This is a genomic window from Labrys sp. (in: a-proteobacteria) (genome assembly GCF_047605565.1).
GTDB classification, from domain to species: domain Bacteria; phylum Pseudomonadota; class Alphaproteobacteria; order Rhizobiales; family Labraceae; genus Labrys; species Labrys neptuniae.
The window spans coordinates 90951-105213 of sequence record NZ_JASGFM010000015.1; the positions used below are offsets into that span (position 1 = coordinate 90951).

At 66.4% G+C, this 14263-nt stretch carries 9 protein-coding genes; 4 read left to right on the top strand and 5 right to left on the bottom strand.

What is annotated here, in order from left to right; all coding sequences use genetic code 11:
- The first annotated feature begins 20 nt into the window (after window positions 1–20).
- The gene (locus QM672_RS15435) at window positions 21–3041 is read left to right on the top strand and encodes an alpha-mannosidase (RefSeq protein WP_415083585.1); all 3021 of its coding nucleotides are present in this window, start codon (window positions 21–23) and stop codon (window positions 3039–3041) included.
- A 178-nt stretch (window positions 3042–3219) separates the two neighbouring features.
- A complete protein-coding gene (locus tag QM672_RS15440; protein ID WP_415083588.1) occupies window positions 3220–4443 on the top strand; it encodes an ROK family transcriptional regulator in 1224 nt (407 codons plus the stop codon).
- On the opposite strand, the gene QM672_RS15445 is transcribed toward QM672_RS15440, so the two are convergent.
- Entirely contained in the window at window positions 4376–5530 is a 1155-nt protein-coding gene (locus QM672_RS15445) for a winged helix-turn-helix transcriptional regulator (protein WP_415083590.1), read from the bottom strand. The genes QM672_RS15440 and QM672_RS15445 overlap by 68 nt on opposite strands.
- Before the next feature lie 211 nt (window positions 5531–5741).
- Here QM672_RS15445 and QM672_RS15450 point away from each other — a divergent pair, with 211 nt between their 5' ends.
- On the top strand, window positions 5742–6299 hold the full coding sequence (locus QM672_RS15450; RefSeq protein WP_415083592.1) for a sugar O-acetyltransferase: 558 nt from the start codon (window positions 5742–5744) through the stop codon (window positions 6297–6299).
- Between the two features lie 71 nt (window positions 6300–6370).
- On the opposite strand, the gene QM672_RS15455 is transcribed toward QM672_RS15450, so the two are convergent.
- The 4 genes from QM672_RS15455 to QM672_RS15470 all read right to left on the bottom strand — a co-directional run bounded on the left by QM672_RS15455 (window position 6371) and on the right by QM672_RS15470 (window position 13104).
- On the bottom strand, window positions 6371–6844 hold the full coding sequence (locus QM672_RS15455) for a GNAT family N-acetyltransferase (protein WP_415083594.1): 474 nt from the start codon (window positions 6842–6844) through the stop codon (window positions 6371–6373).
- Window positions 6845–7088: 244 nt separating this feature from the next.
- The gene (locus tag QM672_RS15460; RefSeq protein WP_415083596.1) at window positions 7089–8645 is read right to left on the bottom strand and encodes an aldehyde dehydrogenase family protein; all 1557 of its coding nucleotides are present in this window, start codon (window positions 8643–8645) and stop codon (window positions 7089–7091) included.
- Complete coding sequence (locus QM672_RS15465; RefSeq protein ID WP_415083598.1) at window positions 8642–11671, bottom strand: FAD-binding and (Fe-S)-binding domain-containing protein; 3030 nt, start codon at window positions 11669–11671, stop codon at window positions 8642–8644. Before QM672_RS15465 ends, QM672_RS15460 begins: the two co-directional genes overlap by 4 nt.
- 14 nt (window positions 11672–11685) lie before the next feature.
- Window positions 11686–13104, bottom strand: a complete 1419-nt coding sequence (locus QM672_RS15470) for a VOC family protein (RefSeq protein WP_311941222.1) — start codon at window positions 13102–13104, stop codon at window positions 11686–11688.
- A 239-nt stretch (window positions 13105–13343) separates the two neighbouring features.
- Between QM672_RS15470 and QM672_RS15475 the strand changes: the two genes are divergently transcribed.
- Entirely contained in the window at window positions 13344–14243 is a 900-nt protein-coding gene (locus QM672_RS15475; protein WP_311941225.1) for a LysR family transcriptional regulator, read from the top strand.
- The last annotated feature ends 20 nt before the right edge of the window (window positions 14244–14263 follow it).

Genomic DNA, 14263 nt, shown 5'->3' on the forward strand with positions numbered 1-14263 from the left:
GTTTTATCTAGGAGTTTAAGATGTCACTTACGATCCAGCAGCGGATCGATCGCCTGAATGTCCGCGTGCTCGAGCTCGGTTTCTGGCGAGAGCACGAAAAGGTCGCCGTCGAAGGCTGGACCTTCAATGGCGAACCGATCACCCTCGGCGCCGACTGGCCGAGGCGCGACGGCGTCGTGCATTTCGCCGCCAAGGCCGAGGTGCCCCAGTCCTGGCCTTTGGAGGAGGTCCGCCTGATCCTCGATCTCGGCGGCGAGAGCCTGGTCACGCTGACGAGCGAGGCCGGGCAGAAGCGCTACGGCCACGATCCCTACCACCAGGAATATCCGGTACCCGGCCGGCGCTTCTCGATCGAGACCGACAGCGTCGCCCGGCTCCCCTTCGGCGAGCCGGTGCCCGAGCCACGCCTGGTGGCGGCACGCCTGGCGCGCATCGAACCATCCGTGCATCGGCTGCGCCTGCTGCTCAAGCAGGTGGCCGAGGTAGCGCGGCTGCTGGGCGAGCATGAGGTGGTGCCCCATCTCGTCGGCGCGGCCGAGCGCACTCATGCCGCGCTCGACTGGCCTTCGGCCACCTCGGACTATGTCGCGCGCATGGGCGACTACACCCAGCAGCGCTCGATCTGGCAGTTGCCGGCCCTGAAATCGAACCCCGACGGCCTGCGGCAGGACCATCGCGCCAGCGTGGCGGCGGCGCATGATGCGCTCGTCGCCGAATTGCGCGCCCTCAAGGTCCGCTTTCCCCAGCAAGGCAAGCTCGGTATCACCGGCCATGCCCATATCGATCTCGCCTGGCTCTGGCCCTATGACGAGACGCGGCGCAAGGCGCGCCGCACCTTCCACACGGCCCTGCGCCTGATGGAGCAGTTCCCGAGCTTCGTCTTCAATCAGTCCACGGCTGCCTATTACGCCCAGATCGAGGAGGACGATCCGGCGCTGTTCGCCGATATCGCCGCGGCGGTGAAGAAGGGCCAATGGGAAACCATCGGCGGCATGTGGGTCGAGCCCGACACCAACATGCCGACGGGCGAGAGCTTCGTGCGCCAGATTCTCTACGGCCAGCGCTACTTCCAGCGCCAGTTCGGCGTGCGCCATCGCGTCTGCTGGCTGCCGGATTGCTTCGGCTTCTCGCCGGCCCTGCCGCAACTGCTCAGGCAGGGCGGCATGGATTCCTTCTTCACCATCAAGGTGAACTGGTCGGAGACCAATCGCTTCCCGCATGACCTCTTCTTCTGGGAGGGTCTCGATGGCAGCCGGGTGATCGCCCACACCTTCGACAATCCGCTGCACGGCTATAATGGCTCGACCGAACCGGCGGCCGTCATCCCGACCTGGAAGAATTTCCGCCGCAAGGACATCCATGACGAAAGCCTGCTCGCTGTCGGCTATGGCGATGGCGGCGGCGGCACCACGCCGGAAATGCTGGAGCGTCAGGCCCAGCTCGCCGATTTCCCGGCGATCCCGGCGCTCAGGCCGGTCCGGGTCGAAGATTTCTACGCTCGTATACACAACGAAGTGCCGGCGGAGAAAATCCCGGTCTGGTCGGGCGAAATCTATCTCGAACTGCACCGGGCCACGCTGACCACGCAAAGTCACACCAAAAAGCTGCACCGCCACGCCGAGAGGGCCCTGATCACGGCAGAGACCGTCGCCTCGCTGGCGGCACTGCTCGGCGGCCCTCTGCCCGACAGCCTGGAGCCGGCCTGGCACAAGGTGCTCAAGAACGAGTTTCACGACATCCTGCCGGGCTCGGGCATTCGCGAGATCTACGAGGATGCCGAGCGTGAGCTCGGCGAGGCGCTGGCGACGGGCCGGGAAGTGCAGAAAGCCGGGCTCGCCGCCGTGGCGGCGCAGCTTCCCAAAAGCGGGTCGGCGGATGTGCTGGTGGTGGTCAATCCCGACCTTCATGCGCGGCCCATCCGCTGCGAAATCGACGGCGCTCCCCTGGCGCCGGAAGGGACGCTGCCTCCTCTGGGCATCGCTGTGCTCGATCGTGCTGGACTGGTGCCGACCTCGGGCCTCATGGTCTCGAAGACCGGCCTCGAAAACCGCTTCGTGCGGGTTGCACTCAATGGCGACGGCACGCTCGCTAGCCTTTACGACAAGCGTGCCGCGCGCGAGGCGCTGGCCGGCCGCGGCAACCAGCTCTGGGCCTATGCCATGGACAAACCGCGCAACTGGGATGCCTGGGACATCGAGGACGACTACACCGCCAATGGCCAGGAACTGACGGCGGTGGAGGCGATCGAAATCGTCGAGACCGGTCCGCATCGCGTTGCCGTCAGGATCGTCAGGCGCTTCCGCGACTCCACCATTAGCCAGACCCTGCGGCTGTGGGCCAACTCGCCGCGCCTGGAGATCAGGACCGATCTCGACTGGCATGATCGCCGCGTGCTGCTCAGGACCCTGACGCCGGTGGCGGTACGCTCGGACTTCGCCACCTTCGAATGTGCCTTCGGTGTCGTAGGGCGTTCGACCCGCGACAACACCTCTTGGGAGAGCGCCCAATATGAGGTGCCGGCCCATCGTTTTGCCGATCTGTCGGAGCCCGGTTTCGGCGTCGCCATCCTGAACGACGCCAAATATGGCCATAGCGTAAAGGGCAATGTGCTCGGGCTGAGCCTGGTGCGTGCGCCCATCTATCCCGATCCGCTGGCCGATGAGGGCGAGCAGAGCTTCACCTATGCGCTCCTGCCGCACCAGGGCAGCTGGCATGAGGGCGGCGTACGCGAGGAGGCGCTCGATTTGAACCAGCCGGTGCTGGCACTCGCTGCCACCGGCCTGCATCCGGGGTCGCATCGGCCGCTCGCCGTCGAGGGCATCGCGGCCGGGCTTGGCGGTCTCAAGCGGGCGGAACAGGGCGGGGGGCTCATCCTGCGCGTCTATGAGCCCGCCGGCGCCCGCGGTGCCTTCGCCGTCAAACCGGCCGCGGGCTGGCGGCTCGGCGAGGCCGTCGACATCCTCGAAGAGGCGGTGTTGCGGGCCGATGGCCCGGATCTCAAGCCCTTCGAGGTGCGCAGCTGGGTGCTGAAGAGGGAGTAACTTTCCGGGAGGGCGGACGTCCCTACGATACTCAAGTGAGTGTCTGACGATCCGCCTTCTCTTCATCGAGCGTCCCGTTTTCAAGAGCGGGCGACGACGCCCGCGCTCCCAGGAGAATGCCCGCGCCGAGCGCCACGGTTGACAAGATGGGATAGCGTGCGGCTTGATCGGTCCGGATATGAAATCCTCCCTCCTGCCGGGCGAGCTTGCCGGCTCCAATTCCGGCCACGCCGCCAGCCACAACCAGGCCGTGATCCTGCGCACCATCCGCTGGAGCCAGCCGATTTCGCGCACCGAGCTGGCGCGCCGTTCCGGCCTCAGCAAGCAGGCGGTCGCCCGCATCACCGAAAAGCTGCTCGATGACGGGCTGATCATCGAGGCACGCCGGCGCTACGGCATGCGCGGGCAGCCGGCGATCGAGCTGGAGATCAATCCCGAGGGCTGCTTTTCGGTGGGCATCGGCCTCGGGCGCGACCATCTCACGATCGTCGCCGTCGATGCGCTCGGCACGGTGCGTGACCGGCTGCATCGGGAGGTGCGCTATCTCCTGCCCGACGCCTTCTTCGCCGAGGTGAAGGAGGCTCTCAAGACCTTCCGGCGTCGCCATGCCATCGACGAGAACAAGCTGGTCGGCATCGGCCTCGCCATTCCCGACCTCCTGGGCGAGATTCCCTTCATCGGCATGCCCGAGGCCTATTCCATCTGGGAAGAGACGGATATCCGCGCCCGCTTTGCCGCCTTCACGGAACAGCCTGTCTTCATCGACAATGACGCGACGGCCGCAGCGATCGGCGAGCTCACCTATGGGCTCGGCGTGGAGATCCGCAGCTTTTTCTACATCTTCATCGGCGCGGGGCTGGGCGGGGGCATCGTGCTCGACGGCGCCTGCTATCACGGGTCCAGCGGTATCAGCGGGGAAATCGGCTGGCTGCCGCTGTCGCCTGCGGGGGGCCGGGAAGGCGACGGTGTGCAGCCGCTCGGCCAGCTCGTCTCGCTGCTGCAGCTCTACGACTTTCTGGCCCGGCACGGCATCGCCGTCACACAGCCCCAGCAATTGCTGGGGCTCGACGAGCGTGGCAAGGATCTGGTGTTGATCTGGCTGCGCATGGCGGCCCGGCATCTGGCCGAGGCGGCCATCGATATCGGCCTCCTGATCAATCCCGATGCGGTGTTGATCGGCGGCCGCCTGCCGGTGACCTTGATGGACAAGCTGCTGCTCTTCGTCCACGAGGAACTTGCACGCGATCCAAGGCCGATACCGCCGGTCTATCGTGCCGGGGGCTCGGAAGATGCCGCGGCGCTGGGGGCGGCAACCATGCCGCTCGCCCATGCCCTCAGGCTGGAGGCGGCCGATCCGGCCCAGCGGACGCGTTCGCCCTTGCGGGCCCGCGATCTTCGCTGAGGCTCTGGCGGACAAGGACGGTTCGGCGCATGTCCGGCAGCAGGATATCGAGGAAGGGGATCGCCGCGATCCCTTGTGCCACGCCCTGCTCGGAGAGCGTACTGCAGCGGATTTCCGGCAGCCAGAACGGGTGTGTCGGGTCGATCATCCGGCTCCGGCGCAGCACCTGCAGGCGTGCGGCAAGCGCTTCCAGAAGCAGCGTCGGCAAGCGGCCGCCCACCACGATCAGGCGCGGCCCGATGAAGGCTGCCATGGCGATGATCATGTCGGTCAGATGCTCGGCGGCATCGTCGAGCCATTGCTGCACGGCAGGGTCCGACAAATCATGGCTTGGCAGGCGGCTGGTCGCCGCTACCTGGTCGAGATAGCGCCCGTCGCGGCCGGTGCGCATCAATCCGACCAGGCCGGCCTTGTGCTCGGCGCCGTCGAAGACGGTGCCGCCGATGATCATGCCGGCGCGCACGGCGGCGCCGAGCAGGATGAAGACGAAACTGTCATCTGCCGTTGCAATGCCGGATTGCCTCTCGCTGATCGCCGCAGCGACCGTATCGCGTTCGACGATGGCCCGGTAGGGAGCAAGCGCGGCCCGGATCGCCTCGGCATGTTCGCCTGCCGTCACGCCGATGCCGAACAGACGGCCGCCCGGTGCCGTCGCCGAGAGCCGGGAGATCGCCCGCCGGATCCAGGCGGTAGCCTCGGCCGGCTCGCTCTCCGCGGCCGGCGCTTCCTCGGCAAAGAGCGGCGTGCCGGCAAGATCGGCGGCGATCAGCCTCGCCCGTGCGCCGGCAAGATCGACCCCGATCGACACGGCGCTGCCCCGGCGAATGGCAAAGCGGTCCGAGCGCGCCGAGCTGTTGGTCTCGATCAGGCCTTCGCCGGTCAGGCGGCGCAGGATGTTGGCGATGCCCGGCACGGTGAGGCCGGTGACCTGGGCGAGTTCGAGCCGCGTCATCGCCCCGCCGCGCCGCAATGCCTCCAGAGTAACGCGCAGATTGTGATCGGCTGCCTGCACCAGATTGAGGCCCGAGGTCTGGTCGCGCCTTTCGGGAAAGCGCGCGGGAAGCGGGGGGCTGCGATCTATCGGCATGGTTCTTTGTCAGAGTTCGCTCGGGATGAGGCTGCGTGAACGATAACCTATCGGCGCCCGCCAGGGCAGGGCCGGTTTATGGGAGAGGGCCAAATCCATACGGGCTCTCGCTTAAACCGGCCGCAAGAACCCTGGCGTTATCGTCATCGAATCGTGGCGCGGCCGCCATGTGTCGAACGCTCACTCGACCGTGTCCGAAGGAAAACAGCCAATGGCGCACGATGATCGCACCAAGATCATTCCCAGGAGAACGCCTGAATCAGCGGCCATGCTGGCAAGCGTCCAGCGGGCGATGGCGATCACGGCGGCTCTCAACCGCTTGACGTTCAACGATGCGGATGAGGTCCGGACGCTGTTCGGCGACCTCATCGGCCGGAAGGTGGACGACAGCTTCGTGCTGATCCCGCCATTCTACACGACCGGCGGGACGGACACCCGCGTCGGGCGCAACGTTTTCATCAATCAGAACTGTACGTTCTACGACCTTGGCGGTCTGGATATTGCCGATGATGTGATGATCGGCCCGAATGTAAGCATTCTCACGTCCAGCCATCCCCTCGAGCCTTCGCAACGGCGCGCCTCCGTCATCGCAAAGCCCGTTGCGATTGAGAGAAATGTCTGGATCGCTGGCAGCGTGACGATCATCGGCGGGGTGACGATCGGAGAAAACTCGGTTGTTGCGGCGGGTTCCGTGGTCACAAGGGACGTGCCCCCGAATACGCTCGTCGCAGGCAATCCGGCCAGGGTCATTCGTTCGATCGGCGACTGAGCGTGCGTCCACGGGGATGCTCACGGGTTCCAGCATCGCGAAGCGCCCCGCAAGACGGCCATTGGGGCCGATCAGTCCCCGCGAGAGGCGCCGGCCTGCAAGGCAGCCTGGGGACTGCGGATGAAGAGCCAGGAGCCGATCCCGTCGGTCCCACCGCCTTGTTCGTCCTCCAGCCAGCCGCATTTGCGATAGAAGTTTCGCGCCACCTGGTTGCGGGTCTGGCATTTCAGCGACAGGGCCGGGCCGTATTGCCTGACGGCCTCGCCGAGCAAGGCAACCCCGACGCCGCAGCCGGCGAGGTCGGGATCGACATAGAGGTGATGCAGGAAATTCTCAGGCGTGTAGACGGCGGCAAAGCCGGCGACCTGGTTGCGCGCCTCGGCCACCAATATTCTTTCGCCCTTCGTGACCTCATCGAAACCAGGGCCGTCGAAGACGGGCCAATCGGCCCAGTAGAAGGCCTGGCGGCCGGCCTTGGACAAGATTCGGGTGCAAGGCTCGCGGTCGGTGGCGCTGAAATCGCGGATGATGACGTCGATCGGCACGCGATCCCCCCGTCTGGAACGATCATTGGGGCGGGTTGCTCTCGCCAACCCTGGAGCAGATGCGTTCGAGCGCAAGCCTTGCCTGCGCTCTTGCACCTTGTCTCAGGCGTCTTCGCGATTCCCACCGATTCCGTCAAACCGCAACCGAACCAGGAGAGGAGGCAGCCATTGCCGGGGCGGAACCGTGATCCGGCGCGCGAGACGAAAGCCCCGTGACATCCGCACATCCCTGTTCATGGCAGTCTCACTCGACGTCGAACTTCACGCCCTGGGCGAGCGGCAGGGTGCGGCCGTAATTGATGGTGTTGGTGGCCCGGCGCATATAGGCCTTCCAGGCGTCCGAACCGGACTCGCGCCCGCCGCCGGTTTCCTTCTCGCCGCCGAAGGCACCGCCGATCTCGGCCCCGGAGGGGCCGATATTGACATTGGCGATGCCGCAATCGGAGCCGCGCGCCGACAGGAAGGTCTCGGCCTCGCGCAGGTCGTTGGTGAAGATGGAGGAGGACAGGCCCTGCGGCACGTCGTTATGGAGCTCCAGCACCGTGTCGAGATCGCTGTATTTCATCACATAGAGGATGGGGGCGAAGGTCTCTTCCAGCACGGGGCCGCGCTGTCCGGGCATTTCCACCAGGGCCGGCGCGACGTAATAGGCATCCGCCAGGCCGAGATCAACGCGATCGCCGCCATGCACGCTGCCGCCCGCTTCCTTCGCGGCGACGAGAGCCTTCTGCATGGCCTTGAAGGCGGCTTCGTCGATCAGCGGCCCGATCAACGTGCCGGCTTCGAGCGGGCTGCCGATCGAGACCGAGGCATAGGCACGCTTGAGGCGCGGCACCAGGGCCTCATAGACGCTGTCATGCACGAAGAGGCGGCGCAGGCTGGTGCAGCGCTGGCCGGCCGTGCCCATGGCCGCGAAGGCGACGCCGCGCAAGGTGAGGTCGAGATCGGCCGAAGGGCAGACGATGGCGGCATTGTTGCCGCCGAGCTCCAGGATGGAGCGGGCGAAGCGCTGGGACAGGCGCGGCCCGACCGCCCGGCCCATCGCGGTGGATCCGGTGGCCGAAACCAGGGGAACCTTGGGGTGGTCGACCAGGAGTTCGCCGATGCTACGGTCGCCGGCGAGTACGCTGATGAGGCCTTCCGGCGCGGCATCGCCTTCGGCCGCGAAGCGGGCCAGGGCGCGCTCGACCAGCGCCTGCGTCGCCAGGGCGACCAGCAGGGTCTTCTCGGAGGGTTTCCACACCACGGCATTGCCGCAGACCAGAGCGAGGGCCGCGTTCCACGACCAGACCGCCGCCGGGAAATTGAAGGCCGAGATCACCCCAGCGACGCCGAGGGGGTGCCAAGTCTCCATCATGCGATGGTCGCCGCGCTCGGTGGCGATGGTGAGGCCGTAGAGCTGGCGCGACAGGCCGACGGCGAAGTCGCAGATGTCGATCATCTCCTGGACTTCACCCAGGCCCTCGGAGGCGGTCTTGCCGACCTCGATCGAGATCAGCCGGCCGAGCGAAGCCTTGTGGGCGCGCAACTCCTCGCCGAGCAGGCGTACGAACTCGCCGCGACGGGGAGCGGGCACGTTGCGCCAGGTGCGGAAGGCCCGATGGGCGGCTTCGATGCGCGCCAGCGCCTCCTCGGTGCCGATGGCCGGCACGCCGGCCAGGGTCTCGCCGGTGATCGGCGAGCGGGCCGGGAGGCTGCCGCCGGTATAGAGTTCAGGCCTGACGCCGATCTGGTCGAGCAGCGCGATGGTATCGGCGGTGACGGACAAAGGCACGGCAGAGCTGCGAAGCGGGGCGTTCATCGGGTGTCTCCAAGTCTGGATTGGTGAAGTCTGGATTGGTGAAGTCTGGATTGGCGAAACTGGGGCTGGGACGGTGGGGCAAGGCTCTCCAGATGCGTGAGGAGGGCCTGCGCCGGATGGCGGGGGGCATAGCCCTGGCAGCGCTCGGTCTGGCAGCGGCAGGAAAAGCCGGTGGCGAGCACCGCGGAGGGCGCAAGGCCGTCAAGACGCGGTGCCCAGCTCATGGCGAACAGGCCCTTCGACATCTCAACATGCTCGGCTTCGTGCCCGAACAGGCCGGCCATGCCGCAGCAACCCGTGGCCGGCACGGTGAGCTCGAGGCCGAAATGCTTGAAGATCCGGGTCCAGGCCTGGCCGGTGCCGGGCCTGGCCGTCTTCTCGGTGCAATGGGGTAGAAGGTGAAAGCCTGCGGTCCCGGAAGCGGGGAGGGCCTGTCCCAGCCGGCCGCTTTCGAGCGCCTGCGCCAGGAATTCGTCGAGGCCGAGCACGGCGAGAGGCTCCCCCAATCCGGGTCCGACATATTCATGCCGGCCCATCAGCACGGCGACGGGTTCGATGCCGACCACCGGCAATCCCGTGGCCAGCAATGCGTTTTGATGGGCCCGGGCCGCGCCGGCGACCTTGTTGAACGCGTCGAGCATGCCAAGGGCATGCAGCGCCTTGCCGTTGGCGGCAGGAGACGCCCGGTGCACCTCAAAGCCGAGCCGCGCCAGCAGGCCGGCGACGGCATCGACCACGCCGCCGTCGAAGGAACTGGTGAAACTGTCTTCCATCAGGATGACGGCGTTCGGCCCGGCGCCGGCGGCAAGCCCGCCGAGGTCGCGCGGCTGAAGGCGAGGTGCCGGTGCAGGCACCGACAGGCGCGGCAGGTCGGTGAGGCCGGTCCAGCGCGCCAGGCGCGGCGTCGCCATCAGGCGCAGGCCGAGATTGGCGATTCCGGGAAAGCGCCGGGCCAGAGCCAGGCCGGGCTCCATCGCAGCGACGACGCGATGGCGCAGCGGCCTGCGGCGGCGCGTGAAGTAGCGCTGGAGGAAACGCGCCTTCATGGCGGGAATATCGACCTTTACCGGACATTGGCTGGAACAGGCCTTGCAGGCCAGGCAAAGATCCAGCGAAGCCTTGAGCTCGTCCTCGATCTCGGCGGCGTCCCGGGCTTCGGCCGGTTGAGTTTCGATGACCGAGGTCGAACGCGCCCATTCACGCAGCATCGCCGCCCGGCCCTTGGGCGAATGGCGGCGGTCGCGGGTGAACTTGTAGGACGGGCACATCGGATCGTGCTTGTCCCAATTGAAGCAGGCGCCATTGCCGTTGCAGGCGATCGCCTTGTCGTAATCGCGCTGCAGCGGCGCGGCGATGGCTCGGTCCTTCTCGCCGCGCAGCGGCACGGCATCGATGCGCTCGACCGGATGAAGGACGGCATCAGCGCTGGCGAGCTTGCCGGGATTGAGCAGATTCAACGGGTCGAAGGCCCTCTTCAGGGCACACAGCTCCTCATAGAGTTTGCCACCGAAGAAAAAGGGCGAATATTCGCCGCGATAGCCGCGGCCATGCTCACCCCAGAGCAGGCCGCCATATTTCTTGGTCAGGGCGGCGACGGCATCGCTGACCGGCCGGATCAGAGCGGCATCCTCAGGCAGGCGCATGTCAAGGGCCGGGCGCACATGCAGGCAGCCGACATCGGCATGGCCGAACATGCCATAGGCGAGGCCGTGACGATCAAGGATGGCGCGGAGCTCTTCCACATAGGGCGCCAGTTTCTCGGGCGGAACGGCGGTATCCTCGACGAAAGGCGTGCCTTGCTTGCCTCCGCCAAGACGACCGAGCAGCCCGACGGCCTTTTCGCGCAGGGACCACAGGCCGGCGATGGTCTTGGGGTCGGTGACGACCTTCCAGTCGAGAACGGCGTCCGGCTCGGCTGCGAGCAGGTTCGACAAGCGGGCCAAAGCCGCGTCGATATCGCTCTGGGCCTCGCCGACGAACTCCACGAAGTTCAGCCCACCCACCGGGCTGCCGTCATCGCGTCCCAGAACGCTTTCGATCTCTCCCCACACCACGTCCTGCCTGGCGAGGGACAAGATAGTGTCGTCCAGAATTTCGATCGCCGCCGGCTCGGCCTGCAGCAGGCGCTGGACGTCGACGAGGGCCGCCTGGAACGTGGCGTAGCGAACCGGCACCAGGGCCCGGCAGGCCGGGCGCCTGCGCAGCCGCAGGGTCAGCCGGGTGGTGAAGGCGAGGGTGCCTTCCGAGCCGGCCAGGAGATAGGACAGGCGGAACAGCCCATCCTCGCCGAGCACCTGCTTGAGATTGTAGCCGGTCAGGCCCCGGTTCATCTGCGGAAAGGTCGAGGCAATCAGCTCGGCGTTTTCATCGACGACCCGCAGGACTTCGCGATGGATGCGGCCGGCAGCGTCCTCGCGCCGGGCCAGTTCGCGGGCTTCCGCAATCGGCATCGCCGCGACCTGGACGGTCTCACCATTGGCGAGAATGATCTCCATCGCCTCGATATAGTCGGAGATCTTGCCATAGATGCGCGAGCCTTTGCCGGAGGCATCGGTCGCAACCATGCCGCCAAGCGTGGCCCGCGAGGCGGTGGAGACGGTGGGCGGAAAGAACAAGCCGTGAGGCTGCAGATAGGCGTTGAGCTGGTTGAGCACCACGCCCGGCTCGACCGTTACCTTTTGCCGTTCGAGGTCGAATTCGAGGATGCGGTTCATATGACGGGAAGTGTCGACCAGCACCCCGCGCGTCAGCGACTGGCCGTTGGTGCCGGTGCCGCCACCGCGCGGCGAGAGCGGAATGCGATGATCAGCCGCCAGCCGGACGACGCGGGCGATATCCTCGCTATCGCGCGTAAACAGCACCGCAGTCGGCTCGACCTGGTAGATGCTGTTGTCCGTGGCATGAACGATGCGGGTCGCGCGATCGCGCGCGATGTCGCCGGCATAGCCGGCAGACACCAGCGCGGACAGGAAAGCATCGAGGCCCGACGGGACGGCCTTGTCCTCGACCTGCACTCTCATATTCATGGCCGCGCCGATCCCTACGCGATGGCCATCATCGTCAAATGGGGATCGCCGAGCTGTGCGAGGGCCAGATCCAGCGATCGCTTTTCGGTGGCGGCATAGAGGGCGAGTTCGTCCTGGACGGGGGCGCCAAGGGCGCGTTCGAACTCGATGCGGTTGGAGCGTTCGCCATAATTCTGCTGCTCGTCGGTGCCGAGGTTCGATTGGAAGATGCCGGCGGCACTGACAGGCAGAAAGTCCTCGTAGACGATTGGGTCGAAGCGCAGGAAGCCGGCCTGGACCAGTTCGTCGACGCTTGCGGGAAGCCGCTTGCGCTGCCGAGCGGCGAGGCCGTGCTCGGTCGTTGAATAACGGAAGAAGGCAAGGCCCTGAGCGCGCAGTTCCGCCCACTCGTCGGGGAAGGCGGCGAAGCGCTCGGACAGTTCCGCCTGATAGTCGCCGGCGCCAGCGCCGCCCTGGCCGACCCGGGCTTCGGCCCGTACGCCGGCGAGCAGCGTGTCGTAGAGCCGGCGCCCTTTGGCGGTGAGCGCGATGCCACGCTGCTCGATCTCGCCGAAACGGGCGGTGTGCGTGCCGTCACGGTCATCACCGTTCTCGGTCCGGAACTCGATCGACTCCTCCAGTGCCTTGAAACTGGTCTGGCGCAGCAGAATGGCGCAGTTGCGCCGGGGCGGGCCTTCGATGACGGCCTTGGGCGTGATGCCGCGGGCGGGCATGCCGGCCTGCACGGCGTCGATATCGAGGGTGCGCGGCGTCAGGTGGTTTATATGCGGGCCCTTGAAGCTGACGACGTCGGCGATCAGGCGATGGGCATCGTGCAGCTTCTCATAGGTGCCGAGCGAGACCGTGGCCTTGGCGTGCCAGCGGAAGGTCTCGAGCGCTTCGGCGACGAACTCCTGCGCTTCGTCCGGCGTCAGGCCGCCCAGCATTTCGAAGCGGGCGGCCAGTTCCAGCGCGCGCACCGTGAAGATGCGCCGCCCCGCCAGGATGCGGGCCGCCTCGGCGCGCAACGCCTCGTCCTCGATCAGCTCAAGCCGGAGCAGCGAGGTGAAGACGCGGAAGGGGTTGCGGCGCAGGCTGGCATCGTCGATCGGGCGGAAGGCGGTGGAGTGGACGGGAACGCCGGCGACCGAAAGATCGTAATAGCCAACGGGAAACATGCCCATCACGGCGAAGACGCGGCGAATGTCGAACAGTTCCTTGGCTGTACCAAGGCGGATGGCGCCATGACGCTCGACGCTCAGGCGGGCGAGTTCGTCATGGCGCGTCAAGGTCTCCCGCAACGCGCCGTCCTCGGCGAGGGTGGCCTCGTTGACGTCGGCGACCAACTCCATGAGCGTGCCATATTGCGGCACCTCGCTACGATACATCCTCGACATGGCCGTCGAGAACAGGGTCCGGATCTCGTCCGGATGCAAGAAGGTCTGGTTGGCCATGTCCCGGGCTCCCGTTGCGTCTCGATTGGGTGACGATCTCATTCGCAATCGTCATGTTATCGAGCTTCATGCGCCGGTAGACACAGGTTGGATACCAATGTTATTTCAACAGTTCATACCGAACGGGAATGAGCGTGGTTGCGAGCCAAGCGGGAGCCCAATGAAACGACGTTGCTGGCGGAAGTGCCCATCGATAGCCCGGCCTCCGGGACGGCTCATGCCTGTTCGCGGGTGAGGCGATGCAAGGGCCACGCCGTTTTCTGCCTTCGATTTCCCTGCTCTGTGCCTTCGAGGCGGCGGCGCGCACAGGCAGCGTGACAGCCGCAGCCAGGGAACTCAACCTGACACAAAGCGCCGTCAGCCGTCAGATCAAGCTTCTCGAGGAGCAACTCGAGGTCGAACTGTTCCACCGCGAAAAGCAGACCATCAGCGTCACGCCCGGCGGGGAAGCCTATGCGCGTGAAATCCGCGATGCCCTCCGCAAGATCGGCACCGCCTCGCTGATGCTTCGGGCCAATCCGCTGGGGGGAACGCTCACCCTGGCGATCCTGCCGACCTTCGGCACGCGCTGGCTGGCACCGAGGCTGCCGCAATTCCTGTCGCACAACCCCGGCATCACCATCAATCTGGTGACGCGCCTGTCCTATTTCGATTTCCGCCAGGACCCGGTCGATGCCGCCATCCATTTCGGTGGTTCGGACTGGCCCGGCGGCGAAATGGAAAAGATCCGCTCCGAGACCGTGGTCCCCGCCTGCAGCCCGGCCTTGCGCGATCAGCACGGATTCCAGTCCGCCGCCGATCTCCGCAATGCCTCGCTGTTGCATCTGACCACCAGGCCCGATGCCTGGGAGCGCTGGTTCGCCCTGCATGGTGCGCCGGCCCAATCGGTGCGGGGCATGCTGTTCGACCAATTTGCCACGGCCGCCCAGGCTGCGATCGCAGGGCTCGGGGTCGCCCTGCTGCCCGAATTCCTCATCCTCGAGGAGCTCGAGACGGGCCGGCTGGTCCGAGCCCTCGATCTGCCGATGGTGAGTGCGGAAGCCTATTATCTGGTCTGGCCCGCCGACCGTGCCATGCATCCGCCCCTGCTGGCCTTTCGGCAATGGCTCCGTACACAGGCCTCGCCCGAAGGCGAATAGACAATCGTCTTGGCGATCAG